This window comes from Kingella potus, assembly GCF_900451175.1.
GTDB lineage: Bacteria > Pseudomonadota > Gammaproteobacteria > Burkholderiales > Neisseriaceae > Neisseria > Neisseria potus.
In genome coordinates, this window is the sequence record NZ_UGJJ01000001.1 from 915527 (window position 1) to 939646 (window position 24120).

Genomic DNA, 24120 nt, shown 5'->3' on the forward strand with positions numbered 1-24120 from the left:
CTAGCTTCCGCCACAATGCTCGCTCTCGCCGCTTGCGGGGGGGGGGGGGGGTAGCGACGACAGCGCTACGCCCTCTGTAAGCCCTACACCGAGCACGCCGAGCAAACCGGCTACGCCTTCTACTCCGTCCAAACCGAGCACGCCGAGCAAACCGGCCACGCCTTCTACTCCGTCCAAACCGACAACGCCGAGCAAACCGGCCACGCCTTCTACTCCGTCCAAACCGACAACGCCGAGCAAACCGGCTACGCCCTCTACTCCGTCCAAACCGAGCACGCCGAGCAAACCCGCTACGCCTTCTACTCCGTCCAAACCGAGCACGCCGAGCAAACCCGCTACGCCTTCTACTCCGTCCAAACCGAGTACGCCGAGCAAACCCGCTACGCCTTCTACTCCGTCCAAACCGACGACGCCGAGCAAACCGGTCACGCCCTCTAAACCCGCTACGCCGTCTGCGTCTGTCGGAGGTACGGCTTATCACGCTACCCAAGACGATATGGCTGCCGCACAGAATGCCAAGATTGGCGGCGATAGAAACTCTGTGATTACCGTGAACGGCCATAAGATTACTGTTGCACGCCCCGGTGTTACCACAGGTTCGTTTTTATCGACCAATAAAGACGGCATGTATACCATCGCCAACGGCGACGGCAGCAATCTGAGTTATGTACGGTTTGGTTCACAAACCGATTTTAATACGGTAAGCGATCACTATGTGTTTGCATTGGGCAGTCTGACACCGACCAGCGGAAGCAATGCCGTACCGGCTTCAGGCAAGGCTACTTACAGCGGCTTGGCTGCTTTCGGATACGATAATCTGACCTTTGGTACAGGTGCTTCGGAGTTTACTGTCGATTTCGGCAAAAAAACCATTAACGGCTCTGTCAGCTCCGGTGGGGGAACATTTACTGTTCCCCTGTCCGGCACAATTAGTGGCAATTCGTTCAGCGGTGTGAAAAACAACGTAAGCATGAAAGGCAATTTCTACGGCCCCAAAGCTGCCGAATTGGCCGGCGTGTATAAAGGCGAAGCGACCCTTAATAATCCTTTAACTCCCGTTATGGGTTCGTTTGGCGCGAAAAAACAGTAAGCCGCGCGTATCTGCCCGTCCGACTTTTGCCGGACGGGCTTTTTGTCCCCGTTTCAAACGACCTTTTCAGGCCAAATCACACCATGCAACGTTATTTTCTTTACTGCCTGTCGGCCTGTGCCGCTTTGGCTGCCGCCTCTCCCGACACCGCCGGCGAAAGCGGCACCGACACCGACCTTACCCGGATACAAAGGCAGCAGGCTGTGCGCGAACCCGCGCAGCCTGTGCCGCCGCACGACACCGGCAATGCACCCGTTTCCATGACGGAAGACGAACTCTTGGCGCAGCCGGAACTGCTGCAAAACGCGCTCGATATTGCAGTTTCCCGACAAGATACCGACAATATCCGCTTTCTGCTCGCGCTCTACCGCAGGCTGCCGGAAAGCAGCCAAGATGCCGTGTTGGCCGATTACGCGCAGGCCGTTTTGTCGGCTGCCGACGGACGCTATGCCGAATCGGAACGGCTTCTGCACGGCATACTGGCGCGAAATCCCGAATATTCGCCCGTGCGTTTGCAGCTTGCGCTGGTGCTCTCGCAAAGCGGGCAGAACCGCGAGGCGCAAGAAGAGCTTGACCGGCTGCGCCAAACACCCGACCTGCCCGCAGATACGGCGGCCTATATCGGCAGTTTCGCGCAATATCTCGAAAACAGCCGCAAATGGCAGCTTGACGGCAGCGCGTATTACATTGCCGACAAAAACGTGGGACGCACGCCGAAAGAGCGCGAATACGGCAACTGGCGTTTCCCTGAACCCAAATCAGCCCACGGTGTAGGCTATGAGGCTTCCGCGCAGAAAACCCTGCCGCTGAAAAAACACTGGTCGGCCAGAGTGCAGGCTTCGCTGTACGGCAAATACTATTGGGACGCACACGATTATAACGACCTGAATCTGCGCTTTGAGACCGGCCCGGTGCGGCACGGCGCGAAAACCGAAATTTCGCTGATGCCGTTTGCCGAAAAAAGATGGTATGCCGCCGAACCCTATTCTCACACCGCAGGCGGCAGCCTGCGCGGCTCGTATATGGTCAGCCCCAAAACCGTGCTTTTCGGCGCGTGGCAGTCGGGTTACAAAACACACAAAGAACGCGATCATCTCGACGGCGCAACGCACGGCGGCGCGTTTTCATTGATGTACCAAACTTCGCCGCAGCAGTATTTCGTGTTCGGCGCAGGCGGCGGCCGCGAAAATGCCCGCGACCGGTCGGAAGCCTACCGCCACGGCAGCATCCGCGCCGGCTGGACGCGGCGCTGGCAGGGCGGGGAAGGATTGGTTACAGCGATTAACGGCAGTGTACAGCGGCGGTTTTACCGGGAATCCGATTTGTTCAACATCCGCCGCCACGACACGGAATACTTCCTGCGAACCTCGGTAGGGCATAAAAAACTCTCGTGGAAAGGTTTCGCTCCGCGCCTGAACTGGACTTGGGGCTATACCGGCAGCAACCATTTTTACTACCGCCGTCATGAAAACAGGGTGTTTTTGGATGTTTCCAAACAGTTTTGAATGTGCAATATGAAAAAGGCCGTCTGAAAGTTTCAGACGGCCTTTTCACTACTTCGCCTCTTTAAACCCGCGCTTCAAATGCACCATCAACAGCGCGACGGCGGCGGGCGTTACGCCGGAAATGCGGCTGGCCTGCCCGAGCGTTTCGGGGCGGTGCTGGTTGAGTTTCTGCTGCACTTCGGCGGAGAGTCCCTTAACTTTGGCGTAATCGATGTTTTCAGGCAGCCTGAGCGTTTCAATATCGCGGCGGTTGTCGATTTCTTCCTGCTGGCGGTCGATATAGCCCTGATACTTCACTTGGATTTCCACCTGCTCCACCACGTTTTCAGGCAGCTTTTCAGACGGCATGGCATCGGGCAGCGTCATCAGATTGGCGTAATCCAGATTGGGGCGGCGCAGCAGGTCGTGCAGGCTGGCTTCGCGGCTCAACTTTTGCCCGAACACGCGCATCTGTTCGCTTTCGGGCAGCTTGGCGGGCGTGTACCAAGTGGTTTTGAGGCGTTGGATTTCGCGCTCGACGGCTTCGCGTTTTTCGTTGAACGCGCGCCATTGTGCTTCGCCGACCAGGCCGATTTTGCGGCCATCTTCGGTGAGGCGCATGTCGGCGTTGTCTTCGCGCAGTTGCAGGCGGTATTCGGCGCGGCTGGTAAACATGCGGTAGGGCTCGTTCACGCCTTTGGTAATCAAATCATCGACCAATACGCCGAGATAGGCTTGTTCGCGGCGCAGCAGCAGCGGCTCTTGATTGCGCACATGCTGCACGGCGTTCGCGCCTGCCAGCAGCCCTTGCGCGGCGGCTTCTTCGTAGCCGGTCGTGCCGTTGATTTGTCCGGCGAAAAACAGTCCGGCTATGGTTTTGGTTTCGAGGCTGGCTTTGAGGTTGCGCGGGTCGAAATAGTCGTACTCAATCGCGTAGCCGGGGCGCAGGATGTGGGCGCGTTCCAAGCCTTTCATCGAGCGCACGAGGGCAAGCTGGATGTCGAACGGCAGGCTGGTGGAGATGCCGTTGGGGTAGTATTCGTGCGTGGTCAGGCCTTCGGGTTCGAGAAAAATCTGATGGCTGTCTTTGTCGGCGAAGCGGTTGATTTTGTCTTCCACCGACGGGCAGTAGCGCGGCCCCGCGCCTTCGATTTTGCCGGTGAACATCGGGCTGCGGTCGAAGCCGCTGCGGATGATGTCGTGGGTGTGCGGATTGGTGTGGGTAATCCAGCACGACACTTGGCGCGGGTGCATCGCCGCGCCGCCGCGCACCGACATCACGGGCACGGGCGTGTCGCCGGGCTGTTCGGCAAGCTGCGAAAAATCAATCGTGCGCCCGTCGATGCGCGGCGGCGTGCCGGTTTTCAGACGGCCTTGCGGCAGGTTCAGCGCTTTCAGGCAGCCTGAAAGCGACTGGGCGGCAGGATCGCCCGCGCGGCCGCCGGCATAGTTTTCCAAACCGATGTGGATTTTGCCCGCCAGAAACGTGCCCGCCGTCAGCACCACGGCACGGGCTTTAAACTCAACGCCCATCTGGGTTTTCACGCCCGATACGCGTTCGCCCTCAAGCGTGATGTCTTCCACCGCCTGCTGGAAAATCTCCAGATTGGGCTGGTTTTCCAGCATTTCGCGGATGGCGGCCTTATAAAGAATGCGGTCAGCCTGCGCGCGGGTGGCACGAACCGCCGCGCCTTTGCTGGCGTTGAGGCGGCGGAACTGGATGCCCGACATATCGGTTGCCAGCGCCATCGCGCCGCCCAGCGCATCGACTTCGCGCACGAGATGGCCTTTGCCGATGCCGCCGATGGAGGGGTTGCACGACATTTGCCCGAGCGTTTCGATATTGTGGGTGATGAGCAGCGTGGCCGCGCCCATACGCGCGGCGGCGAGCGCGGCCTCCGTGCCGGCATGGCCGCCGCCGACCACGATGACGTCGTAGGTTTTGGGGTAAATCATGGTGTTGTCTGTGTGTTTCATGTTTTCAGACGGCCTGCGGGTGTTTGCGGCCGTCTGAAAACGGTCTGTAAAAAAAGAAAAGCGCGGATTGTACGCGCTTTCGCCGCCGCCCGCTGTCGGCGGTTTCAGACGGCCTGTTCCGCCCATGCCGCCAGTTCGGCCATATTCCGCGCGGCGCAGTCGGCAAAGGGCAGGGGGTGGGCGTGTGCGCCGTACCATACGGTGCGCATACCGAGTGTTTTCGCGGCGGCGAGGTTGGCGGCGGAGTCGTCGGCCATGATGCAGCATTCCGGCGGTACATCGAGGGCGGCACAGGCGGCAAGGTAGGCGGCGGGGTCGGGCTTGCAGGCGAAGGCGCAGTCGTCGGTGCCCAGCAGCGCGTCGAAACAGCCGTCCAGGCCGAGCGCGGGGATGAGTGCGCGCACGTAAAACGAGGGCGCGTTGGACAGCACGGCTTTGCGGCCTTTCAGACGGCCTATCGTGTCCGCCGCGCCGGCTTCGCCGCGCAGCAGGGGCAGGACGGCCGCCATCGGGTGCGCGAAACGCAGGAAGTCTGCGGCATCGGCTGCGGGATGGTGCAGGCGCAGGCCGGTGAGGGTGGCACCGTATTCGTGCCACCAGCGGCGGCGCAGGCGGTCGGCTTCGTCTGCGTGCAGGTGCAGATTGGCGGCGAGCCATTCGGTCATGCGGCGGTTGATGAGGCAGAAGATGCCTGCGTCGGCGTGGTGCAGGGTGTTGTCGAGGTCGAAGAGCCAGACGGTGTCGGACATGGCGGGCAGGCGGCGGAAAAAGCGCGATTATAGCGTCAGGCCGTCTGAAAACGGCTGACGGCGGCCGGCGGTTTGCTTTAATATCGCGCGTTTGCCGAAATACTGCACGGAATAAGGAATGGACGCACAACAGCAACTGCAATCGGGCATCGCCGCCATGGGTCTGGACATTGCGCCGCAGCGGCAGGCCATGCTGCTCGGCTACCTCGATCTTTTGGAAAAATGGAATGCCGCCTACAACCTCACCGCCCTGCGCGATAAAGCGCGGATGGTCAGCCACCACCTGCTCGACAGCCTGACGCTGCTGCCTTATCTCGATGGCGCGGCCACGCTGATCGACGTGGGGTCGGGCGGCGGGATGCCCGGCATTCCGGCCGCCGTCTGCCGCCCCGATTTGGGCATCATCCTGTGCGATGCGAACACGAAGAAAACCGCCTTTCTGCGCCAGGCGGCCATCGAGCTGGGTTTGGACAATGTGGAAGTGGCCGCCGTGCGGGTGGAGAAACTGGCCGGCAAAAAGGCCGACATCGTCAGCAGCCGCGCTTTCGCCGAGCTGGCCGACTTTGTTTCCCTCACCCGCAGCCTGCCTGCGGCGGGCGGACGCTGGGCGGCGATGAAAGGGGTGTATCCGCAGGAAGAAATCGCCCGCCTGCCGCCGTGGGTGCGGGTGGCGGCGGCGGATAGTTTGGAAGTGCCGGGGCTGGATGCGGAGCGGCATATGGTGCTGCTGGAAGAAAAAACGGCATGAGCCGCTGCGCAGAGGCCGTCTGAAAATGCAGAAAATGTGTTTTCAGACGGCCTGTTGTTTCCCGTTCCGTCCCGCGTAGGGTGCGTTGCCCAAAGGCAAGGCACGCGCTCCTGCCGTTTCCCGTTTTGCAAGCTGCCGCCGACATCTGCAAACCGCGTGCGCCGCTGCGCGGCACACCCTATCTTACATCCTGCTTGAAACGGCAGAGGCCGTCTGAAAACCCGAAATCCGTGTTTTCAGACGGCCTGTTGTTTCCCGTTCCGTCCCGCGTAGGGTGTATTGCCCAAAGGCAAGGCACGCGCTCCTGCCGTTTCCCGTTTTGCAAACTGCCGCCGGCATCTGCAAACCGTGTGCGCCGCTGTGCGGCACACCCTACTTATTCGCGGTGGTAGGGATGGTTGTTCAGAATCGACAATGCGCGGTAGAGCTGCTCGGTGAGCAGCACGCGTACCATGCCGTGCGGCAGGGTCAGGTCGGACAGGCGCATCAGCAGGCCGGCGCGTTGTTTCAGCGCGTCGGTCATGCCGTCCGCGCCGCCGATGACAAAGCAGACGTGCCGCCCGTCCTGCCGCCATGCGTGCAGATGTTGCGCGAGGGCGGCCGAGGTGGGGGAGGTGCCGCGCTCGTCCAGCGCAACGAGAAACGCGCCCTGCGGCAGGGCTTCGAGTATGCGTTTCTCCTCCGCCGCCATGCCTTGTACCGCGCCTGTGCCCGCGCCGCGTTTTTCGGGCTTGATTTCTTTCAAAACGTAGCGGATGTCGCGGCCGAAGCGTTTGGCGTATTCGTTTACCGCTTCGTCCACCCAGCGCGGCATTTTGGTGCCGACGGCGAGGACGGTGATGTTCACGGGGTTTCCTTTCGGGACTGCGGGACAGGGAGGGCGGCAGTTGCGGCAGACGTGTTTTCAGACGGCCTGCGCGGGAGGCCGTCTGAAAACGGATGCTGCCTGCGGTGCGGCCTTTATTCGGACTGCTGCTTTTGTTCCAGCACGGCGCGTACGGGCTTGAAATCGGCGCGGTGTTCGGGCAGTGCGCCGTACTGTTGCAGCGCGGCAAGGTGTTTCGTCCTGCTGTAACCCTTGTGGCGGTCGAAGCCGTATTGCGGGTAACGCGCCGCCAGTGCGTACATTTCCGCGTCGCGGGCGGTTTTGGCCAGTATCGAGGCGGCGGAAATGGCGGCAATTTTCAAATCGCCGCCGACGATGGCTTCGGCCGGCGCGTTCAGGCCTTCGGGTATGTGCCTGCCGTCGATCAGGATTTTCTGCGGCGGCACGGCCAGCCCTTCGACCGCGCGGCGCATCGCCAGCATGGTGGCGTGCAGGATGTTGAGGCGGGCGATTTCTTCCACGCTCGCCGATGCCACGCTCCACGCCACCGCCTGCTCCTTGATTTGCGCCGCCAGCTCATTGCGTTTCGGCTCTTGGATTCTTTTCGAGTCGGTCAGGCCGATCAAACGGTAACGCTCCGGCAGGATGACGGCGGCGGCAAACACGCTGCCGACCAGCGCGCCGCGTCCCGCTTCGTCCACGCCCGCATACAATATCATTTCCATGTTTTGCCCCTTGCTGAAAACGTGCAAGGATAACGCGCGCTGCGGTGCTGTCAATAGGACGTGCCGCCCGCGCCGCCCGTTTCCCGCGTGCGGATATTTCCCCCGCGCCGCAACGCCCAAGCGCATACTGCTGTTGCAGAGGCCGTCTGAAAAGCCTTTCAGACGGCCTCTGCGCTATAATCGCGCCCTTTTTCTCCCGCCCGCCCGCCATGTTTGCCATCGCCTCCTACACCGTCGATCCCCCGACCGCCCTCGCGCCGATGGCGGGCATTACCGACAAGCCCTTCCGCCAACTGGCGCGGCAATTCGGCGCGGGCTATGCCGTCAGCGAAATGCTCAACAGCGACCCCGCGCTGCGGCAGACGAAAAAAAGCCTGCACCGCAGCGATTTTTCCGGCGAAGAGGGCATACGCGCGGTACAGATTGCGGGCAGCGACCCGCAGAAAATGGCCGAAGCGGCACGTTACAACGCGGAGCAGAGCGCGCAAATCATCGACATCAACATGGGCTGCCCCGTGAAAAAAGTGTGCAATGTTTTGGCGGGCAGCGCATTGCTGCAAAACGAAAAACTGGTGGGCGAAATCCTGCGCGCCGTGGTGGCGGCGGCCGGTGTGCCCGTTACCCTGAAAACCCGCCTCGGCTTTTGCGAAAGCAATAAAAACATTCTTGCCATCGCCAAAACGGCCGAACAGGCCGGCATTGCCGCCATCGCCGTCCACGGCCGCACCCGCGAGCAAATGTACAAAGGCGACGCGTCCTACGGCCTCATCGCCCGGGTCAAACAGGAAATCTCCATCCCCGTATGGGCCAACGGCGACATCACAAGCCCGCAGAAAGCCGCCGACGTATTGCGCCAAACCGGCGCGGACGGCGTGATGATAGGCCGCGCCGCGCAGGGCAGGCCGTGGCTGTTTGCCGAAATCCGCCACTTCCTGCGCCACGGCACGCCGCCCGCACCCATGCCTTTTCAGACGGCCGCCGCCGTCATGCTGCGCCACCTCGAAGCCATCTACGCCTTCTACGGCAGCCATGCCGGTATGCGCATCGCCCGCAAGCATATCGGCTGGTATGCCGCCCCGCTCGCAGGCGGCGAAGCCTTCCGCAAATATGCCAACACCCTCGATTGCGCGGCGGCGCAATACGACGCAACCGCCGCCTTCCTCGAAAACCTCGCCCGCGAAACGCCCCACTGGCCTAACGAAAATTAAACGACGCTTACAAACCGCGCCGTTTCTGTTTACAATGCAGCCTGCATGACGGCTGCAACGGCCGCGCCCGTCCCAGACCCTTTTCCGAGTACCGCACCATGCCGAACCGAACCCACGACATCGCCTACTGCATCGAACAAAACCTCATCCTCTATTTCCGCACCCTCGACGGCCAGCCCGCCGCCAACGTGTACGGCATGGTGCTGCGCCAGGTGGAAAAACCCATGCTCGAAGTCGTGATGGCGCAATGCGGCGGCAATCAGTCCAAAGCCGCCGAAATGCTCGGCATCAACCGCAACACCCTGCGCAAAAAGCTCACCGAACACGGCCTGCTGTAAATGCAAAGCCCGCCCGTTCTGAAAAAATGCCGCAAAAAGGCCGTCTGAAAAAACGCAATCCGCTTTTTCAGACGGCCTTCCGACATACGGCGGCCTCACTTGTGCCGCAGCAGCATCCGAAACACCCCGTCTTCCTCCTCAGACAGCAAAAGCGCATGACCCGTCTGGCGGCAGAACGCCGCAAAATCGTCGGGTGCGCCCGCATCCGTCGCCAACACTTCCAGCTCCTCCCCGCCCGACAACTCCGCCAAAGCCTTTTTCGCCCGCAGAATCGGCAGCGGGCATTTGAGCCCCCGCACATCCAACATATGCACAGCCATCGCCTTCTCCTGAAAAAGCGGCGGATTATACGCCCCAATGCTACAATCCGCCGCGTTTCCCACCCACAGGAGCCAAACCCGTGAACCGCCTCTTGCTTGCCGCCCTGCTGCTCGCCGCCCTGCCCGCCCGCGCCTTCGACGACGAAAAACCCTTCAACAACTACACCGAAACCGAAGCCGACCGCGCCCGCAAAACCTTTACCGAAGCGGAAGAACCCCTCCCGCCCTATCCCGAAGCCGCCGCCAAATGGTTTGACATATACCTTTCCCCCACCGCCAAAACCAAGCTCCTCATCGCCGCCGCCTCCGTCCGCCCCGCCGCCGACGGCACCGTCCGCTACATCGCCAACGTCCGTTCCCCGCAAGGCTTCGACAACATCAGCGCGGAAGCTCTCTACTGCGCCCCCGGATCGTTTGCCGGCGGCCAAAGCAAAAAAAGCGGCTACAAAACCTACGCCTACGGCGATCCCGTCAACCGCCGCTGGATCACGGCACGCAATCCCGGCTGGCAGGAATTCGGCGGCAGCCCCAACAGCGGCGCGGCACTGCGCGGAGCGCTCTACCGCATCTGGTGCATCGACGGCACGCCCGACACCGCCGACGGCCTGATCAAACGCCTCAACGAACGCGGCGGCCTCCATGACGCATCCGGCAGGCAAAGCAGCCGCGAAAGCGACTTCTGACGCAAACGCCCATTAGGCAGGCCGTCTGAAAACCCCGTTTTCAGACGGCCTTTTGTGCAGCTTGGGTTGCAAACCCGACGGTTTTCGGCAATTGGCCGGCAGATTGGCGGGATTGTCGGGTCAGAAGCCAAACTGTGCTTGCTGGTCGAACGTTTTTCAGACGGCCTCCGATATTAAGGCAGGGTGTGCCGCCCAAAGGCGACGCACGCGGTTTTGAAGTTTTCGGGCAGCGTAAAAATTCGCAGCAGGGCGGGGAAGCGTGCGCCGCTTGGGCGGCATCCTGCGGCAGGCTCGGTACGGCGGGCAGTTTTGCAGATTGGATGTGGGAATGCGGCATACGGAAATCGAAAATGCAAAGGCCGTCTGAAAATCAGCTTTCAGACGGCCTGCCTGCCATCTTTTGCGCCCCGTCAAACACCCGCCGCATACGGATGCCGCAAACGCCCGTTTCGGTTATGATGCGCCTTGCAGCTTTTTACAAACACCAACAGGCAAACTAAGGATCAGACATGACAGCGCAAGACGATCTCAAACGCATGGCCGGCGCGAAAGCCGTCGAATTTGTTCCCGAAAACGAATACATCGGCATCGGCACCGGCTCCACCGTCAATTATTTCATCCAGGCACTGGCCGCATCCGGCAAAACCGTCAAAGGCGCGGTCAGCAGCTCGAACGCCACTTCCGCCATGCTGGAAAAATACGGCATTCCCGAAGTAACCCTTTCCGATGTCGTCCGCCTTTCCGCCTACTTCGACGGCGCGGACGAAGTGAACCACTCCCTGCAAATGGTCAAAGGCGGCGGAGGCGCACTCCTGCGCGAAAAAATCGTCGCCAGCGCGTCCGACCTCTTCGTCTGCATGGCCGACGAAAGCAAGTACGTCGCCCGCCTCGGCAAATTCCCCCTGCCTGTCGAAGTCGTCCCCCACGCCCGCTCGCTGGTTGCCCGCCAACTGCTCAAACTCGGCGGACAGCCGCAGCTCCGCGTCGGCTTCACCACCGACAGCGGCAACGAAATCCTCGACGTGGCCGACATGGATCTCTCCCGCCCGCTGACGCTGGAAGACGAACTCAACAAAATCCCCGGCGTAGTCGAAAACGGCCTCTTCGCCCGCCACACCGCCGACATCCTCGTCCTCGCCCGCCCTTCCGGCGTAGAAATCGTCCGCATCGGCGCGTAAGGCCGCCCGGGCAGACAGACCGGTAGGCAGGACAATACGCAAAGGCCGTCTGAAAACCTATTTATATGGTTTTCAGACGGCCTGTTGTTTCCCGTTCCACTCCGCGTAGGGTGTGTTGCCCCAAGGCAACGCACGCGTTCTCTGCCGTTTTCCGTTTGCCAACTGTCATGCAGACATTTGCTAAACGCGTGCGTCGTTTGGGCGGCACACCCTACCTTACACCCTGCTTTAAACGGCAGAGGCCGTCTGAAAATGGGGCAAACTGCGTTTTCAGACGGCCTGTTGATTGCATGGGTCTGCCGAACCCGACGGTTTCGCCAATTTCATGCCTTGCCAGGTCAAACCCCGGGAAAATACCGGTGCCAGCGGCTTTTTACCGTCTGCGGGCGGGTTTGCAGCAGATGCTGATAGAGCTGTGTGAAGCCGCGCAGGAGGGGGATAAAAGTGTAGCGGGTTTGGCCGCCGCCGCTTGCAAACACGATTTCCCACACTTTTTGTTTGTTGATGCCGAGCATGGTTTTTTCCAGCGAAACCAGCGCGTCAAACGGATAATGCGCCTGCAAAACGCGGCGGCGGTACACAAACAGCCCGCTTTGGCCGAAATAAATCCGCTCGCTGCCCAACACCTTGCCCTGGCTGACGCACACCAACGGCTCGCCTTGATGGCTCAGCTTGGGCGCGGGCAGGAGCTGGCGGAGGATGACGGCGAAAATAAGGAGTACGGCGGGGATAAGGAGAATGTCGGCCATGATGGGGGAGAATGTATGGGCTGGCGGCATTATACGATACGGCTTTTTGCTTTGCGGAATTTGGGTTTTCAGGAAGACTTGGCGGGGAAGGGCTGCCTGAAACAATCAGGCCGTCTGAAAGATAGGTTTTCAGACGGCCTTTGATATTGGATATTAAGGTAGGGTGTGTCGCTGCAGCGACGCACGCGGTTTGGGGTTTTCGGGAGATGTAGAAATTCCTTGCAGGGCGGGGAGCGCGTGCGCCGCTGCGGCGACACACCCTACGCACGCAGGCTGCGTTTGCTTTTTGCATGGACTGGCTTGCCAACCCGATGGTTTCAGCAGGAAAAAGTTTGTCGGGACAAGAGCAGGCCTGCGCTTGCTGTGCGCGGTTTAGGCCGGTTTCAGCATCATGCCGAGCCAGTCGTAGCAATTTTCCCACAGCGGGATTTCATCGGCCGGGGCGCGGTCTTCCAGCAGGGCGGTTTCCAGCGCGGCTTGGAATGTGGCGCGGGTGGCGGGATCGTCAAACCATTGCAGCAGCGGTTGGGTAAAACGTTCGGGGCGGATGTGGTGTTCGGCGGGCAGGTAAAAGCGTTCGCGCCATTGGCTGCTGCCGACGGGCATGGCTGTCCACAGTGCTACAAAGGCGGCAAGTGCGGCCGGGTGGTCGGCGTGTTGCGTCCAAACGGCAAGTAATTCGGCGGTGCAGTCCAAGCCTGCGTAGTGGAATGTGAGCAGCGTTGTGTGCGGGTCGGCGGATTGTATGGCTGGCAATGCGGCGTTTTGGCCGTTGAGCAGGCTGGCAAACCATGCGCGGGCGAAGCGGTGCAGGAAGTCCAGTTCGTCGCTTGCCCAGACTTCGGGGAGGCCGCAGCAGAGTTTGTCCAGGCGCATTTCGTCCAGGCTGCGGATGTCTTCGCCGCGTGTAACGGCTTCCAGAATGCGCGGCAGAAAGTGTTTCATGTCGCGGGCGGTGGCGGCCTGGTCGTCCGAGGGGACGCTGGACAGGTAGGCGTAGAGATAATCGGCGGGGATTTGGCGCAAGGGGAAGCGCAGCAGTTCGCGCTGGAAGTCTTGTGGCGAGCAGCACGCGCAATTGCAGACGGCGAGCGGGAAGGTGGCGCGGCAGGGGGCGAACAGGCGGTAGGCTTCGGCGATGAGGGCGGGGAGCGGAGTGGTGGCGGACATGGTTGGTTTGGCTGTGTGGTGTTTGGGGGCTTTAAGCTGCCTTTTTGGGGCGTGCGGACTGAAAAATGCAAGCTGCCGGTAATGGGATGGGAGCGGGCGGCGGGGTGTGGGCCGCAGGCCGGCGCGCGCTGGTTTTTTGGGGGGCTGGGAAACGGTGTGTGCGGCAGAGCCGATCCCTGCGGATAAGGGCTGTGCTGATACTACTATTGTTCCCGCGCAGGCGGGAATTTTTTTGGGATGCGGCGAACGGCTTGGCAAGATTGGTCAAGCGTATTTGCCGACCATATGCCGCAGATTTTCCGCGCCGCCGCACTCGGAGCGGGAAATCTGCGGCGGCAAACTCCGGACAAGATTCCCGCCTGCGCGGGAATGACGGCGCGGGCTGTTTGGGCGGGGCGGGTTTTCAGGTAGCCTTTATAGGGAAAGGCTACCTGAAAACAGTCAGGCCGTCTGAAAGGTGGATTTCAGACGGCCTCCGATATTGGATATTAAGGTAGGGTGTGTCGCCTAAGCGACGCACGCGGTTTGGGGTTTGCGGGAAGCGCGGGGTTCGTTGCAGGGCGGGGAACGCGTGCGTCGCTTAGGCGACACACCCTACGCACGCAGGCTACGCTTGCTGCGCGGGAATGACAGCGGCGGGTTATTTGGGCGGTGTGGGTTTTCAGGCAGCCTTTATAGGGAGAGGCTACCTGAAAAGATAAGGCCGTCTGAAAGGTGGATTTCAGACGGCCTCCGATATTGGATATTAAAGTAAGGTGTGTCGCCCAAGCGGTGCATGCGGTTTTTGGGTTTGCGGGAAGCGCGTGGTTCGTTGCAGGGCGGGGAACGCGTGCGTCGCTGTGCGACACACACTACGCACGCTGGCTACGTTGGCGATGCTTGTTTGCGAATAAATTTATTTTTGAAATAAATTAAAGCACTATTTAATATAAAAACACTTAGTGCAAGAATGAATGAATTTACATCTATATGGTACTTCCCCTCTTTATAGTTCGATGAACTTAATATAATTGCCGGTACGGCTAAGACAACAGTAACAGCTGATAGTAAAGTTAAATGTGTTAATCCTATTTTTTTACCTTCTTTTGGAATCACTAAAAACATTAAGTGCCATGCCTGGATAATTATTTCAAAATAACTAACTATAACTACTGCATTTATTAAAATTGATGCAATGGCATATTTAGTATAAATAATATTCAGATAGCAGGAGAATATATCTAGGTAAGAAAGAGAGTATATAAAAACAGGGACGAAAAGTATCAAAAGATACCAGAGTTGAGCAAAATCATTATCATGAACAGTGAAATTTATTTTAAATACATGTTCGTCAGCATTAAGTTCAATAGGATATTTTCCTTTTGCTTTAAATTTACCTGTGAGATAAAAATTATTTTTTCCATCTTGTTTTAATTCTAAACCAAGATTTGATAGTTCCATATTTGGTATAACAGTACTTACGTTTTCCAAATAGATTGGAGAAATTTCTTCCCCTTTTTCTGCAATAAGTTGCGTACCATCGTTTGGAATATTTATTTTCATGAGTTACTCCTATTTAGCAATAAACAGTTAAGTTTAAATTTCTCTACTCCGCCCCAAACAACAGCCCCTCTTTAATCCCCCGTATCCTATCCCGCAAAACCGCCGCCTCCTCAAACTGCAAATCCCTTGCCGCCTGCTGCATTTGTTTTTCCAAGCGTGCGATTTCTTTGATTGCGTCTTCTTCGGTGTGGATTTCGCCGACTTTCACTTTGTTTTTCAGACGGCCTTTGCCTTTGGGGCTGCCTGAATCTTCGTGGTACACGCCGTCGATGATGTCTTTGACCTGTTTGGTAATCTGCTGCGGCACGATGCCGTGTTCTTGGTTGAATTTAATCTGTTTTTCGCGGCGGCGTTCGGTTTCGCCGATGGCGGCTTTCATGGAGTCGGTGATTTTGTCGGCGTAGAGGATGGCGATGCCGTTTACGTTGCGGGCGGCGCGGCCTATGGTTTGGATCAGGCTGCGGTGGGAGCGCAGGAAGCCTTCTTTGTCGGCATCGAGTATGGCGACGAGGGAGACTTCGGGGATGTCGAGACCTTCGCGCAAAAGGTTGATGCCGACGAGCACGTCAAACAGGCCGAGGCGTAAATCTCTAATGATTTCAACGCGTTCTACGGTGTCGATGTCGCTGTGGAGATAGCGGACTTTGATGCCGAGCTCGCTGTAATAGTCGGTGAGCTGTTCGGCCATGCGTTTGGTGAGGGTGGTTACGAGCACGCGCTCGCCTTTTTGGATGCGGATGTTGATTTCGCTTAGCAAATCATCCACTTGGGTGGCAACGGGGCGGATTTCGATTTGCGGGTCGACGAGGCCTGTGGGGCGGACGACTTGTTCGACAATTTGGCCGGCGTGTTCTTCTTCGTATTTGGCGGGGGTGGCGGAGACGAATATGGTTTGCGGCACGATGCGTTCGAACTCGTGGAATTTGAGCGGGCGGTTGTCGCGGGCGGAGGGCAGCCTGAAACCGTAGTCGACGAGGTTTTGCTTGCGGCTGGCATCGCCTTTGTACATCGCGCCGATTTGACCGATGGTAACGTGGCTTTCGTCGATAAACATGATGGCGTTGTCGGGCAGGTAGTCCATCAGGGTGGGCGGCGGTTCGCCTTCTTTTTTGCCGGAAAAGTGGCGGGAGTAGTTTTCGATGCCTTTGCAGAAGCCCATTTCGTAGAGCATTTCCAGGTCGAAGCGGGTGCGCTGTTCGATGCGCTGGGTTTCGACGGGGCGGTTTTCTTTGGTAAAGAAACCGATGCGTTCGCGCAGTTCTTCTTTAATGGATTCGCAGGCGCGCAAGACGGTGTCGCGCGGGGTAACGTAGTGGCTGGACGGGAATACGGTGTAGCGGCCGACGCGCTGTATCAGGCTGCCTGAAAGCGGGTCGAACAGGTCGAGGCGGTCGATTTCGTCGTCAAACAGCGAAATCCGCAGCGCGTTTTCGGAGCTTTCGGCGGGATATACGTCAATCACGTCGCCGCGCACGCGGAAGCTGCCGCGTTTGAAGTCTACGTCGCCGCGTTCGTACTGCATGGAAACGAGGGTGGAGATGATGTCGCGCTGTTCGATGGTGTCGCCTTCTTTGACCGACAGCACCATCTGCTGGTATTCGGTGGGGTCGCCGATGCCGTAGATGGCGGACACGGTGGCGACGATGACCACGTCGTTGCGCGTCATCAGGTTTTTGGTGGCGGAAAGGCGCATCTGCTCGATGTGTTCGTTGATGGCGCTGTCTTTTTCGATGAACAAATCGCGGCTGGGCACATAGGCTTCGGGCTGGTAATAGTCGTAATACGAAACGAAATATTCGACCGCGTTTTCGGGGAAAAAGCCGCGCATTTCGGCATAAAGCTGCGCCGCCAGCGTTTTGTTGTGCGCCATGATGATGGCGGGGCGGCCGCTTTGGGCAATCACGTTGGCCATGGTGTAGGTTTTGCCCGAGCCGGTTACGCCGAGCAGGGTTTGGAAGGCGAGGCCGTCTGAAAGCCCTTCGAGCAGGCCGGCGATGGCGGCGGGCTGGTCGCCTGCGGGGGGAAAGGGCTGGTGGAGTTTGAAGGGGGAGTTTTCGTATTGGATGACTTGCATGGCGGGGCTGCGCGGAGTGTGTCGGGGGCGGGATTATAGCAAAAGGCCGTCTGAAAACTTTTCAGACGGCCTTTGCATGATGCGGCGGGCTTATTCCGCCGCTGCTTCGCTTTCGTCGGCTTTTTCGTGTTGCAGGCTGACGGCGCGTGCGGGAACGATGGTGGAAATGGCGTGTTTGTACACCATCTGCGTAACCGAGGTGTTGCGCAGCAGTACGACATATTGGTCGAAAGATTCAACTTGGCCTTGCAGTTTGATGCCGTTTACCAGGTAGATGGATACCGGCACGTGTTCTTTGCGCAGTGCGTTCAAAAAAGGATCTTGTAACTGTTGTCCTTTGGCTGTTGTCATTATTTATACTCCGTTTCGGATGGTTTTGATTATTGCGCTGTGAGACGCATTTTTCGGGAATCGGCGGATTGTAACGGTTATCGGCTTTTTTGACTACCTTAGTCAGGGAATCCGCCGCAGCGCGGGCGGGTGTCAGATGTATTCCACCGCGACGATTTCGTATTCGCGCACGCCGCCGGGTGCCTGCACTTCGGCTACGTCGCCTTCTTCTTTGCCGATGAGGGCGCGGGCAATGGGCGAACCGATGGAGATTTTGCCGGATTTGATGTCGGCCTCGTCTTCGCCGACGATTTGGTAGCGGACGTGTTCGCCGCTTTCGAGGTCTTCGAGGTCGAGCGTTGCGCCGAATACGACTTTGCCTTCGGCGTGGATTTCGGCGGGGTTGATAACGTGGGCATGGGAGAGTTTGTGTTCGATTTCGGCAATGCGGCCTTCGATAAAACCCTGACGCTCTTTGGCGGCTTCGTATTCGGCGTTTTCCGACAGGTCGCCGTGCGAGCGGGCTTCGGCGATGGCGGCGATCACTTCGGGACGCGCCACGCTTTTGAGTTGTTGCAGCTCGCTTTTGAGTTTTTCCGCGCCGCGCAGGGTGAGGGGGATTTTTTTCATTCCGGTGTTTTCCTGAATATTTGTCGTTGTTGAAAAATACAAAAAGGCAAGCCGCGCGGTAAACGGCGGCTTGCGGTATCGGGTTGGTGCGGCATTGTACCAAAAATGCGGGCTTTGGCAATCTCTACGGCGCAGGCCGTCTGAAAATGCGTTTCTCCGTTTCAGACGGCCTCTCTGCTGCGTGCGGCTAGCGGAAACAGGCTTCGTAGAGCGGCAGCAGTTCGCGTATGGTTTGCGCAATCCATGCCGCGCTGTCGGTTTTGCCGAGGTCGTCGCGTTCGATGTGGCGGCCGATGCAGAAGAAGTCTTTGTCGTCTGCCAATTCGGCGGGAGCGTCGGCAACTGCGGGGTAGTCTGCGTATTCGCTTTGTGCGCCGTGCCAGAGTTCGAAGGCGGCGTAGCGTTCGCGGTCGAGCGTGTCCAGCCATTGGTTGTATTGGGGCAGGGCGATGGGGGAGATGGCGGCTTTGTAGCAGTGCCAGTCGAGGCTGACGGTAAGGCGGCGGCGGTTGAGGAGGACGGAAAGGATGGCGGCCGCATCGCTGTATTGGGCGTATTTGAAGTAGGCAAAGAAGTGGGCGCGTACCTGCCAGCCGTTGCACCAGCGTTCGATGTGCGGCGGGGCGAAGGGGCTGCCGAGATCGGCGGCCACTTGTTTGATCAGGGTTTGCCAGTCTTGCCAGGCGGCTTTGTAGTCGGCTTTGATTTTCGGGATGGCTTCGGGTTGGTATTTTTTGAGTTGGGCAAACTGGTAAAAGGGAATGTCGAACAGGCGGCTGTGTTGCGGGGTAAGCATGGGCTTGTCGTCGGGTGGTTGGGGAAGGGATGAGGCCGTCTGAAAACCATACTGTGATGTTTCAGACGGCCTGTATGCGGCTAATGCGGTAGCGGCGGCGCGGCAAAGGGTTCTTCTTCGGCGGGGACACGGTAGCTGCCGTCGGCCCACGCGCCTAGGTCTGCGGTTTTGCAACGGTTGCAGCAAAAGGGGCGGTGTGGGTTGCGCGGCGAAAATTCGGCGGGTCGGCCGCAGCGGGGACATTTGACGGTTGGGGCGGGGGCATCCATCGGTTTGCTCGCTTTCCTACCCGACTTCGCGGTTGAAGCTGCTCATCATCATTTTGAACGGGATGTCTTTGTCCACTTGCGGGCCGCGCGGGCGTTCTTCGGAGATGGCGAGAAAGCGGATGTGGGTAAAGTATTTGTTGGCGGATACTTCGGGCATGACACGGTGGTTTTTACCGACTTCGATGCTGAGCAGGTGGATGTTTTGTGCGAGGCTGGCGTGCTGGTAGTTTCCGTGTCTGGCAACGCAGGATACTTCCCATGAGTTTTGCCGCAGGATGCGCAGCAGGACGGAAATCGCGTCGTAGGTGGGTTTCAGGGTGCGTATCCATTTTTGCAGATCCGCGAGGCGTTCTTCGAATGGACGTTGCTGCCAATAATAATAAGAGGGCAGATCGAACGGGCTGGTGCCGCCGGGAACGAGCATTCTTTGTTTGAGTGCCATCAGCCATTCGTTTTCGCGCAGGTGCTGGCCGAATTTCTGCTGAATGCCGAGCAGACCCTGCGCCACTTGTTTCAGGTCTTCCTGCAACATTTGCGCGGATTCCTGTGTACGCGACTGCGCTACCATTTGTTTCTGGCGTTCCAATTCCTGCAAGATGTCGAGTTTTAATTCGGCACGGGCGGCGGATTCCATGATGTCAAACAGGGTGGACAGGGCGAGATGGTGCGCCCATACGGAATGCGGGCAGGATATTTCGTCCTGGAAACGTTTGAAGAGGTATTCGATCCTCAGGAAATTGCGTACGCGCTCGGACAGCGGGTGTTCGAATGTAATCATGGCGTTATGGTGTGGTGTGTTGGAAACGTGCCTGATAGTACGGATGCAGACGGCCTATTTTCTGCCGCAGATCCCGTATGCTGCCGTTATTGAGCAGGATTTCGTCGGCCAAGCGGCGGCGTTGTCTGTCGCCTGCCTGCGCGGCAACAAACTGCCGCACCTGCGTTTCGGTAAGGCCGCTGCGTTCCATGATGCGGGCAATCCGCGTTTTCTCGTTTGCTTCAATCAGTAAGATGCTGCCGACGATTTGTTGGAAATCAGGCTGTTCGGCCAATAACGGGATTTCGATTATACCGTATATGTGTCCGCAGTATTGCTGCCGCCGTTGTACGGCTTCGTCTAAAATTAGCGGCAGCAGGATGTTTTCCAAGCGTTTTTTTTCTTTTTCGCTATCTAAAACCTTTTGCCGCAATGCGGCACGGTTCAGGAGGCCGTCTGAAAATATTTCCCCGCCGAAAGCCTGCCGCAGGAGAGGCAGAGCCTTGCCCTGTGCCGCAGTCAGTTCGCGTCCGATTTGGTCGGTATCCAATACCGGTGTGCCTAAAGACGCAAATTCGGCAGCGGCCTGTGATTTTCCGCTGCCGATTCCGCCTGTCAAACCAATCCAGACTGTCATGAGAAACCCGACATGCGCAGCCACCAGCGGATACCGGCGGAAACTTTGTCGTAACCGATAAATATCAGCCATCCGGCAACAGCCAGACACGGGCCGAATGCAATCGGCTCTTTCTGTCTGACACGCAATATAAGTGCGGAAACAATGCCGAAGATTGCGGCGGCAAGAACGACAACGGGCAATGCGGCAGCCCCCAACCATGCACCGAGCGCGGCCAACAGCTTCCAGTCTCCTCCACCCATGCCGTCAATGCCGCGTACCGCTTTGTGCAATGCGTTCAGCAGCCGCAGGCTCATATAGCCGCACACGGCTCCGATTACGGACTGCTGCAAGCTGATTAGGCCGTTGCCGTTACAGTTGGCCAGCAGCCCCAACCATATCAGCGACAGGGTAAGTTCGTCGGGAAGGTATTGCGTGTCGGCATCGATAAAGGTCAGTGCAATCAGGATGGCGGTAAACACCAAACCGGTAAGGGTCAGCCAAGACCAGCCGTAACGCACGGCTACGATTCCGAACATGCAGGCGGTAAGAATTTCGATAGCAGGGTAGCGTATGCTGATGGGCGTGTGGCAGTGGCCGCATTGCCCTTTGAGCAGCAGATAGCTGATGACGGGAATGTTTTGCCATGGCTTAACCATATTTCCGCATTTCGGGCAACGGGAAGCAGGCTTGGTCAGGCTGAACGGCTGCAGCTCTTCTTTTGTCGGCTCAATGCCGAGATGGCCTTTGGCGAACAAAGTCCATCCCCGCTCCATCATAACGGGCAGGCGGTAAATCACAACATTGAGAAAGCTGCCGACCAGCAGGCCGAAAATCACGGACAAATGGACAACCCATGAGCCGTAATTCTCAGCCATACGCAGATAAAAATCGCCCATAAACGCTTAGCCGACTACGTTGCCCAGGTTGAACAGCGGCAGGTACATGGCTACCAATATGGTACCGATGATACCGCCAAGCACCACCATGATGATGGGCTCCATCAGCGCAGACAGTTGGTTTACCGCCGTATCTACTTCTTCTTCATAAAATTCTGCCGCTTTATTCAGCATATCGTCCAAAGAACCGGATTCCTCTCCGATAGCAGCCATTTGGATAACCATATTGGGGAACAGGCCGGTACTCTGCATACCGGAAGTCAGAGATAAGCCTTGATTGACTTGTGATTTGATATTGAGTGTAGCTTCTTCGTAAAGGATGTTGCCCGATGCGCCCGCTACGGAGTCCAAGGCTTCCACTAAGGGTACGCCGGCTGCAAACAGGCTGGCAGTAGTTCTTGCCCAACGCGCGATAGTGGCTTTGCGGACAATCGCACCGAAAATAGGCATCTTCAAAAGCCAAGCATCCACTTTCTTCTGGAATTTCGGTGATGTTTTATGTATATGGATTAAAGCCACTACTCCACCAATCAAGCCTATAATTATCAGCCAGCCATAGCTGACGAAAAATTCGGATGTAGTCATCATAAACTGGGTCAGAGGAGGAAGTTCTGCCCCCATGTCTTTATAAACTTTACCGAAGGCAGGCAGTACAAACATCATCATTACAATGACCAGCACGATGGCGACTACGATAATGGCAATAGGATAAGTCAATGCTGATTTGACTTTTTTCTTGATTGATTGTGTCTTCTCTTTATAAACGGCGAGTTTGTCTAAAAGGTTTTCCAAAACGCCGCCTGCTTCGCCCGCTGCGACCAAATTACAGTAAAAACGATCAAAGTATTTGGGGTGTTTGGCGAAAGCGGAACCCATGGATTGTCCTTGTTCCACATCACTTTTGACAGACATCAGTAACTGTGTCATCGACGGATTTACGTGTCCGCGCGCTACAATTTCAAAAGCCTGCATCAGCGGCAAACCTGCTTTCATCATGGTAGCAAGTTGGCGGGTAAAGACAGTAATATCTTCCTGCGTAATGCGTTTTCTACGTGTTGCCTTTACTTTGGTAATGCGCATCGGTTTGATGCCTCTGCGCAATAGTTTTCTTTGGGCATCTTCCTCATTGGCCGCAACCACTTCGCCGCGTACTATCTGTTCGCTTTGGGTGTGTTTGCCTTCAAAGGTAAAACGTTTGCCTTTTTCTTTATTTACTCGGTTGTTTTTCATTTTCCCAGTCCGTTTCGATTTCGATTAGTCGTTAGTATTGCCCAGTACTTCTTCAAGAGAGGTAATTCCGTCCATCACTTTCAGTAAACCCGCTCTGCGCAGATCAACCATGCCTTCTTTGTAAGCCATCTGCTGAATGTCCACTTCGGTGCCTCCTTCCATGATGACCCGCTGCATTTCATCGGTAATCGGCATGACTTCGTAAACACCCGCACGTCCTTTATATCCTTTTCCACGACAGCTATCGCAGCCGACAGCCCGGTACATTGTCCAGTCTTTGGCAAGGTCTTCGTCGGTAAAGCCCGTTTTTTTCAAGGCGTGTTCCGGCGGCCTGTCCATGGGTTCCTTACAGTTGGAACACAACCTGCGCAACAGCCTTTGCGCCATAATCAGGCTGACCGAGCTGGCGATATTGAAAGGTGCGACACCCATATTCAGCATACGGGACAAAGTGGCAGGCGCGTTGTTGGTATGCAGGGTGGAAAACACCATATGGCCTGTCTGTGCGGCTTTAATGGCGATATCCGCTGTTTCCAAGTCACGAATCTCACCTACCATGATGATGTCCGGATCCTGACGCAGAAACGATTTTAGTGCTGCGGCAAAAGTCAGGCCTTGTTTGTCGTTTACGTTGACCTGATTGATGCCCGGAAGGTTGATCTCGGCAGGGTCTTCAGCCGTGGAGATGTTCACACCTTCGGTATTCAGGATGTTCAGACAGGTATAAAGCGAGACTGTTTTACCCGAACCGGTCGGGCCGGTTACCAAGACCATGCCGTACGGACGGTGGATGGCTTCAAGCAGCAAATCTTTTTGAAAATCTTCAAACCCGAGTTGGTCGATATTCAGTGATGCGGCATCCGAATTCAAAATACGCATTACCACTTTCTCGCCAAACAAAGTCGGCAGCGTGCTGACACGGAAGTCTGTCGGACGGCCGTGTTTGGAGAAAGCGATTTGGATACGTCCGTCTTGGGGAATGCGTTTTTCGGAGATATCGAGTTTGGCCATCACCTTGATGCGCGAGGCCAACTGGCTGCGTACTGCGACAGGCGGCTGGACGACTTCGCGCAATTGCCCGTCGACACGGAAGCGGACACGCGCCGTATGTTCGTAAAACTCAAAATGTATATCTGATGCACCTGCATTTAATGCATCAGACAGGGTTTTTTGGATAAACCGTGCAATCGGCCCGTCTTCTGCTTCCTGATCATCGATAAACAGTGCCTGCGGCGCGGAGGTGTCGAGCTGTTCTTGGGACATCTCGCGCAAAATAGTGGTGGAACGTTGCCCCAGCCATTCGGTCAGCGTCGTCAATTGGTCGTGCCGGACGACAATCAAATCCACGGAATATCCGCTTATCAGTTTTTGGAATTCCTGAATCCGTGTCGGATCGGATACGGCCAGATAAATCTTCCCGCCCCTTTTGAAAATCGGAACGCAGCCGTTTTTCTGCATCTGCTCTTCGGGCAGAATGTCGGGAACGATACTGCTGCGGGGGTAATAGCCCAAATCCAAAACAGGATAATTGAAGATTCCGGCCAGTAGTTCGGCCAAAGATTTCGGGTCGGTAACGCTGTCGCCGAACAGCATCGGAATAATGTCTTTTCCGGCTCCCAATGCTTTCTGATACCGTCCGACCTGTTCGGCAGACAGTATGCGGTTTTGCGTCAAAACCCTTAATAATCCTACGCTCATGTAATGTTGTTCCCGTTTGCGGCAGATGCTGCCG

The 24120-nt window shown here is 57.3% G+C and carries 27 protein-coding genes; 8 read left to right on the plus strand and 19 right to left on the minus strand.

The features are described from left to right. The gene (locus DYE40_RS04105) at nucleotides 1-420 is read right to left on the minus strand and encodes a hypothetical protein (RefSeq protein WP_147286576.1); all 420 of its coding nucleotides are present in this window, start codon (nucleotides 418-420) and stop codon (nucleotides 1-3) included. Nucleotides 421-496: 76 nt separating this feature from the next. On the opposite strand from DYE40_RS04105, the gene DYE40_RS04110 reads away from it, so the two are divergent. After that, on the plus strand, nucleotides 497-1090 hold the full coding sequence (locus DYE40_RS04110) for a transferrin-binding protein-like solute binding protein (RefSeq protein ID WP_115307856.1): 594 nt from the start codon (nucleotides 497-499) through the stop codon (nucleotides 1088-1090). Nucleotides 1091-1173: 83 nt separating this feature from the next. Next, nucleotides 1174-2595, plus strand: a complete 1422-nt coding sequence (locus DYE40_RS04115; RefSeq protein WP_115307857.1) for a surface lipoprotein assembly modifier — start codon at nucleotides 1174-1176, stop codon at nucleotides 2593-2595. 48 nt (nucleotides 2596-2643) lie between these two features. Here the strand turns inward: DYE40_RS04115 and mnmG are convergent, their stop codons facing one another. Continuing rightward, on the minus strand, nucleotides 2644-4551 hold the full coding sequence (gene mnmG / locus DYE40_RS04120) for a tRNA uridine-5-carboxymethylaminomethyl(34) synthesis enzyme MnmG (protein WP_425451184.1): 1908 nt from the start codon (nucleotides 4549-4551) through the stop codon (nucleotides 2644-2646). Nucleotides 4552-4655: 104 nt separating this feature from the next. Continuing rightward, a complete protein-coding gene (locus DYE40_RS04125; protein WP_115307858.1) occupies nucleotides 4656-5300 on the minus strand; it encodes a pyrimidine 5'-nucleotidase in 645 nt (214 codons plus the stop codon). 118 nt (nucleotides 5301-5418) lie between these two features. On the opposite strand from DYE40_RS04125, the gene rsmG reads away from it, so the two are divergent. Continuing rightward, entirely contained in the window at nucleotides 5419-6048 is a 630-nt protein-coding gene (gene rsmG, locus DYE40_RS04130; protein WP_115307859.1) for a 16S rRNA (guanine(527)-N(7))-methyltransferase RsmG, read from the plus strand. Nucleotides 6049-6424: 376 nt separating this feature from the next. Here rsmG and rlmH read toward each other — a convergent pair whose 3' ends face one another. Next, nucleotides 6425-6895, minus strand: coding sequence for a 23S rRNA (pseudouridine(1915)-N(3))-methyltransferase RlmH (gene rlmH, locus DYE40_RS04135; RefSeq protein WP_115307860.1), 471 nt, complete (start codon nucleotides 6893-6895; stop codon nucleotides 6425-6427). 113 nt (nucleotides 6896-7008) lie between these two features. Further along, a complete protein-coding gene (rnhB, locus tag DYE40_RS04140; protein ID WP_115307861.1) occupies nucleotides 7009-7599 on the minus strand; it encodes a ribonuclease HII in 591 nt (196 codons plus the stop codon). A gap of 209 nt (nucleotides 7600-7808) precedes the next feature. On the opposite strand from rnhB, the gene dusB reads away from it, so the two are divergent. Together dusB and DYE40_RS04150 are read left to right on the plus strand one after the other, a co-directional pair. After that, complete coding sequence (gene dusB, locus DYE40_RS04145; protein WP_115307862.1) at nucleotides 7809-8807, plus strand: tRNA dihydrouridine synthase DusB; 999 nt, start codon at nucleotides 7809-7811, stop codon at nucleotides 8805-8807. 98 nt (nucleotides 8808-8905) lie between these two features. After that, complete coding sequence (locus DYE40_RS04150; protein ID WP_115307863.1) at nucleotides 8906-9145, plus strand: Fis family transcriptional regulator; 240 nt, start codon at nucleotides 8906-8908, stop codon at nucleotides 9143-9145. A gap of 95 nt (nucleotides 9146-9240) precedes the next feature. Here the strand turns inward: DYE40_RS04150 and DYE40_RS04155 are convergent, their stop codons facing one another. Then, nucleotides 9241-9465, minus strand: coding sequence for a sulfurtransferase TusA family protein (locus DYE40_RS04155; RefSeq protein WP_115307864.1), 225 nt, complete (start codon nucleotides 9463-9465; stop codon nucleotides 9241-9243). 80 nt (nucleotides 9466-9545) lie between these two features. On the opposite strand from DYE40_RS04155, the gene DYE40_RS04160 reads away from it, so the two are divergent. The 3 genes from DYE40_RS04160 (at nucleotide 9546) to rpiA (ending at nucleotide 11326) form a co-directional block, all read left to right on the plus strand. Beyond that, nucleotides 9546-10148, plus strand: a complete 603-nt coding sequence (locus DYE40_RS04160) for a CNP1-like family protein (RefSeq protein ID WP_115307865.1) — start codon at nucleotides 9546-9548, stop codon at nucleotides 10146-10148. 185 nt (nucleotides 10149-10333) lie between these two features. Continuing rightward, nucleotides 10334-10648 (plus strand): hypothetical protein, encoded by a 315-nt coding sequence (locus DYE40_RS04165; RefSeq protein WP_115307866.1) that lies wholly within the window; start codon nucleotides 10334-10336, stop codon nucleotides 10646-10648. A gap of 9 nt (nucleotides 10649-10657) precedes the next feature. Further along, nucleotides 10658-11326, plus strand: coding sequence for a ribose-5-phosphate isomerase RpiA (rpiA, locus tag DYE40_RS04170; RefSeq protein WP_115307867.1), 669 nt, complete (start codon nucleotides 10658-10660; stop codon nucleotides 11324-11326). A gap of 338 nt (nucleotides 11327-11664) precedes the next feature. Here rpiA and DYE40_RS04175 read toward each other — a convergent pair whose 3' ends face one another. The 13 genes from DYE40_RS04175 to pilB form a co-directional block, all read right to left on the minus strand. Continuing rightward, nucleotides 11665-12105 (minus strand): hypothetical protein, encoded by a 441-nt coding sequence (locus tag DYE40_RS04175; RefSeq protein WP_147286577.1) that lies wholly within the window; start codon nucleotides 12103-12105, stop codon nucleotides 11665-11667. A 342-nt stretch (nucleotides 12106-12447) separates the two neighbouring features. Continuing rightward, nucleotides 12448-13245 (minus strand): hypothetical protein, encoded by a 798-nt coding sequence (locus DYE40_RS04180; protein ID WP_115307869.1) that lies wholly within the window; start codon nucleotides 13243-13245, stop codon nucleotides 12448-12450. 864 nt (nucleotides 13246-14109) lie between these two features. Continuing rightward, a complete protein-coding gene (locus DYE40_RS12215) occupies nucleotides 14110-14787 on the minus strand; it encodes a hypothetical protein (RefSeq protein ID WP_147286578.1) in 678 nt (225 codons plus the stop codon). A gap of 43 nt (nucleotides 14788-14830) precedes the next feature. Then, nucleotides 14831-16861 (minus strand): excinuclease ABC subunit UvrB, encoded by a 2031-nt coding sequence (uvrB, locus tag DYE40_RS04185; RefSeq protein WP_115307870.1) that lies wholly within the window; start codon nucleotides 16859-16861, stop codon nucleotides 14831-14833. A gap of 90 nt (nucleotides 16862-16951) precedes the next feature. Further along, nucleotides 16952-17212: an RNA chaperone Hfq gene (gene hfq / locus DYE40_RS04190; RefSeq protein WP_115307871.1), complete on the minus strand. Its 261-nt coding sequence runs from the start codon at nucleotides 17210-17212 to the stop codon at nucleotides 16952-16954. 132 nt (nucleotides 17213-17344) lie between these two features. Continuing rightward, the gene (greA, locus tag DYE40_RS04195) at nucleotides 17345-17821 is read right to left on the minus strand and encodes a transcription elongation factor GreA (protein WP_115307872.1); all 477 of its coding nucleotides are present in this window, start codon (nucleotides 17819-17821) and stop codon (nucleotides 17345-17347) included. Between the two features lie 187 nt (nucleotides 17822-18008). Continuing rightward, a complete protein-coding gene (locus tag DYE40_RS04200) occupies nucleotides 18009-18617 on the minus strand; it encodes an HI_0552 family protein (RefSeq protein WP_115307873.1) in 609 nt (202 codons plus the stop codon). Nucleotides 18618-18697: 80 nt separating this feature from the next. Continuing rightward, the gene (locus DYE40_RS04205; RefSeq protein ID WP_115307874.1) at nucleotides 18698-18886 is read right to left on the minus strand and encodes a DNA gyrase inhibitor YacG; all 189 of its coding nucleotides are present in this window, start codon (nucleotides 18884-18886) and stop codon (nucleotides 18698-18700) included. Between the two features lie 16 nt (nucleotides 18887-18902). Continuing rightward, nucleotides 18903-19664 (minus strand): cell division protein ZapD, encoded by a 762-nt coding sequence (zapD, locus tag DYE40_RS04210; protein WP_115307875.1) that lies wholly within the window; start codon nucleotides 19662-19664, stop codon nucleotides 18903-18905. Nucleotides 19665-19668: 4 nt separating this feature from the next. Further along, a complete protein-coding gene (coaE, locus tag DYE40_RS04215; protein WP_115307876.1) occupies nucleotides 19669-20280 on the minus strand; it encodes a dephospho-CoA kinase in 612 nt (203 codons plus the stop codon). Next, nucleotides 20277-21158 carry a prepilin peptidase gene (locus DYE40_RS04220; protein WP_115307877.1) on the minus strand — a complete coding sequence of 294 codons (882 nt, stop codon included), beginning with the start codon at nucleotides 21156-21158 and terminating at the stop codon, nucleotides 20277-20279. The genes coaE and DYE40_RS04220 overlap by 4 nt, the downstream gene beginning before the upstream one ends. A gap of 6 nt (nucleotides 21159-21164) precedes the next feature. Beyond that, nucleotides 21165-22388: a type II secretion system F family protein gene (locus DYE40_RS04225; RefSeq protein WP_115307878.1), complete on the minus strand. Its 1224-nt coding sequence runs from the start codon at nucleotides 22386-22388 to the stop codon at nucleotides 21165-21167. Nucleotides 22389-22412: 24 nt separating this feature from the next. After that, on the minus strand, nucleotides 22413-24086 hold the full coding sequence (gene pilB, locus DYE40_RS04230; RefSeq protein ID WP_115307879.1) for a type IV-A pilus assembly ATPase PilB: 1674 nt from the start codon (nucleotides 24084-24086) through the stop codon (nucleotides 22413-22415). Nucleotides 24087-24120 lie beyond the last annotated feature (34 nt).